3 protein-coding genes and 1 pseudogene are annotated in these 3,219 nt (G+C 50.5%); all 4 read left to right on the top strand.

The window, feature by feature from the left end:
* Positions 1-93: 93 nt before the first annotated feature.
* Positions 94-435, top strand: a pseudogene (locus B215_RS0114635) (hypothetical protein); the annotation flags it as partial.
* Positions 436-485: 50 nt separating this feature from the next.
* Entirely contained in the window at positions 486-749 is a 264-nt protein-coding gene (locus tag B215_RS22150) for a tyrosine-type recombinase/integrase (protein ID WP_003660253.1), read from the top strand.
* Between the two features lie 103 nt (positions 750-852).
* Entirely contained in the window at positions 853-1,044 is a 192-nt protein-coding gene (locus B215_RS0114625; protein ID WP_000165985.1) for a Rop family plasmid primer RNA-binding protein, read from the top strand.
* A gap of 1,136 nt (positions 1,045-2,180) precedes the next feature.
* Positions 2,181-2,996 carry an aminoglycoside O-phosphotransferase APH(3')-Ia gene (gene aph(3')-Ia, locus B215_RS20940; protein ID WP_000018329.1) on the top strand — a complete coding sequence of 272 codons (816 nt, stop codon included), beginning with the start codon at positions 2,181-2,183 and terminating at the stop codon, positions 2,994-2,996.
* Positions 2,997-3,219 lie beyond the last annotated feature (223 nt).

Genomic DNA, 3,219 nt, shown 5'->3' with positions numbered 1-3,219 from the left:
TGCAGCTGGCACGACAGGTTTCCCGACTGGAAAGCGGGCAGTGAGCGCAACGCAATTAATGTAAGTTAGCTCACTCATTAGGCACCGGGATCTCGACCGATGCCCTTGAGAGCCTTCAACCCAGTCAGCTCCTTCCGGTGGGCGCGGGGCATGACTATCGTCGCCGCACTTATGACTGTCTTCTTTATCATGCAACTCGTAGGACAGGTGCCGGCAGCGCTCTGGGTCATTTTCGGCGAGGACCGCTTTCGCTGGAGCGCGACGATGATCGGCCTGTCGCTTGCGGTATTCGGAATCTTGCACGCCCTCGCTCAAGCCTTCGTCACTGGTCCCGCCACCAAACGTTTCGGCGAGAAGCAGGCCATTATCGCCGGCATGGCGGCCCCACGGGTGCGCATGATCGTGCTCCTGTCGTTGAGGACCCGGCTAGGCTGGCGGGGTTGCCTTACTGGTTAGCAGAATGAATCACCGATACGCGAGCGAACGTGAAGCGACTGCTGCTGCAAAACGTCTGCGACCTGAGCAACAACATGAATGGTCTTCGGTTTCCGTGTTTCGTAAAGTCTGGAAACGCGGAAGTCAGCGCCCTGCACCATTATGTTCCGGATCTGCATCGCAGGATGCTGCTGGCTACCCTGTGGAACACCTACATCTGTATTAACGAAGCGCTGGCATTGACCCTGAGTGATTTTTCTCTGGTCCCGCCGCATCCATACCGCCAGTTGTTTACCCTCACAACGTTCCAGTAACCGGGCATGTTCATCATCAGTAACCCGTATCGTGAGCATCCTCTCTCGTTTCATCGGTATCATTACCCCCATGAACAGAAATCCCCCTTACACGGAGGCATCAGTGACCAAACAGGAAAAAACCGCCCTTAACATGGCCCGCTTTATCAGAAGCCAGACATTAACGCTTCTGGAGAAACTCAACGAGCTGGACGCGGATGAACAGGCAGACATCTGTGAATCGCTTCACGACCACGCTGATGAGCTTTACCGCAGCTGCCTCGCGCGTTTCGGTGATGACGGTGAAAACCTCTGACACATGCAGCTCCCGGAGACGGTCACAGCTTGTCTGTAAGCGGATGCCGGGAGCAGACAAGCCCGTCAGGGCGCGTCAGCGGGTGTTGGCGGGTGTCGGGGCGCAGCCATGACCCAGTCACGTAGCGATAGCGGAGTGTATACTGGCTTAACTATGCGGCATCAGAGCAGATTGTACTGAGAGTGCACCATTGCGGTGTGAAATACCGCACAGATGCGTAAGGAGAAAATACCGCATCAGGCGCTCTTCCGCTTCCTCGCTCACTGACTCGCTGCGCTCGGTCGTTCGGCTGCGGCGAGCGGTATCAGCTCACTCAAAGGCGGTAATACGGTTATCCACAGAATCAGGGGATAACGCAGGAAAGAACATGTGAGCAAAAGGCCAGCAAAAGGCCAGGAACCGTAAAAAGGCCGCGTTGCTGGCGTTTTTCCATAGGCTCCGCCCCCCTGACGAGCATCACAAAAATCGACGCTCAAGTCAGAGGTGGCGAAACCCGACAGGACTATAAAGATACCAGGCGTTTCCCCCTGGAAGCTCCCTCGTGCGCTCTCCTGTTCCGACCCTGCCGCTTACCGGATACCTGTCCGCCTTTCTCCCTTCGGGAAGCGTGGCGCTTTCTCATAGCTCACGCTGTAGGTATCTCAGTTCGGTGTAGGTCGTTCGCTCCAAGCTGGGCTGTGTGCACGAACCCCCCGTTCAGCCCGACCGCTGCGCCTTATCCGGTAACTATCGTCTTGAGTCCAACCCGGTAAGACACGACTTATCGCCACTGGCAGCAGCCACTGGTAACAGGATTAGCAGAGCGAGGTATGTAGGCGGTGCTACAGAGTTCTTGAAGTGGTGGCCTAACTACGGCTACACTAGAAGGACAGTATTTGGTATCTGCGCTCTGCTGAAGCCAGTTACCTTCGGAAAAAGAGTTGGTAGCTCTTGATCCGGCAAACAAACCACCGCTGGTAGCGGTGGTTTTTTTGTTTGCAAGCAGCAGATTACGCGCAGAAAAAAAGGATCTCAAGAAGATCCTTTGATCTTTTCTACGGGGTCTGACGCTCAGTGGAACGAAAACTCACGTTAAGGGATTTTGGTCATGAACAATAAAACTGTCTGCTTACATAAACAGTAATACAAGGGGTGTTATGAGCCATATTCAACGGGAAACGTCTTGCTCTAGGCCGCGATTAAATTCCAACATGGATGCTGATTTATATGGGTATAAATGGGCTCGCGATAATGTCGGGCAATCAGGTGCGACAATCTATCGATTGTATGGGAAGCCCGATGCGCCAGAGTTGTTTCTGAAACATGGCAAAGGTAGCGTTGCCAATGATGTTACAGATGAGATGGTCAGACTAAACTGGCTGACGGAATTTATGCCTCTTCCGACCATCAAGCATTTTATCCGTACTCCTGATGATGCATGGTTACTCACCACTGCGATCCCCGGGAAAACAGCATTCCAGGTATTAGAAGAATATCCTGATTCAGGTGAAAATATTGTTGATGCGCTGGCAGTGTTCCTGCGCCGGTTGCATTCGATTCCTGTTTGTAATTGTCCTTTTAACAGCGATCGCGTATTTCGTCTCGCTCAGGCGCAATCACGAATGAATAACGGTTTGGTTGATGCGAGTGATTTTGATGACGAGCGTAATGGCTGGCCTGTTGAACAAGTCTGGAAAGAAATGCATAAACTTTTGCCATTCTCACCGGATTCAGTCGTCACTCATGGTGATTTCTCACTTGATAACCTTATTTTTGACGAGGGGAAATTAATAGGTTGTATTGATGTTGGACGAGTCGGAATCGCAGACCGATACCAGGATCTTGCCATCCTATGGAACTGCCTCGGTGAGTTTTCTCCTTCATTACAGAAACGGCTTTTTCAAAAATATGGTATTGATAATCCTGATATGAATAAATTGCAGTTTCATTTGATGCTCGATGAGTTTTTCTAAGAATTAATTCATGAGCGGATACATATTTGAATGTATTTAGAAAAATAAACAAATAGGGGTTCCGCGCACATTTCCCCGAAAAGTGCCACCTAAATTGTAAGCGTTAATATTTTGTTAAAATTCGCGTTAAATTTTTGTTAAATCAGCTCATTTTTTAACCAATAGGCCGAAATCGGCAAAATCCCTTATAAATCAAAAGAATAGACCGAGATAGGGTTGAGTG

The sequence above is a fragment of the Sphingomonas sp. ATCC 31555 genome (assembly GCF_000282895.1).
In the GTDB taxonomy this organism is placed as follows: Bacteria; Pseudomonadota; Alphaproteobacteria; order Sphingomonadales; family Sphingomonadaceae; genus Sphingomonas.
Note: the sequence above shows the minus strand (reverse complement) of the source record. Positions and strands in the feature narration are given on the sequence as shown.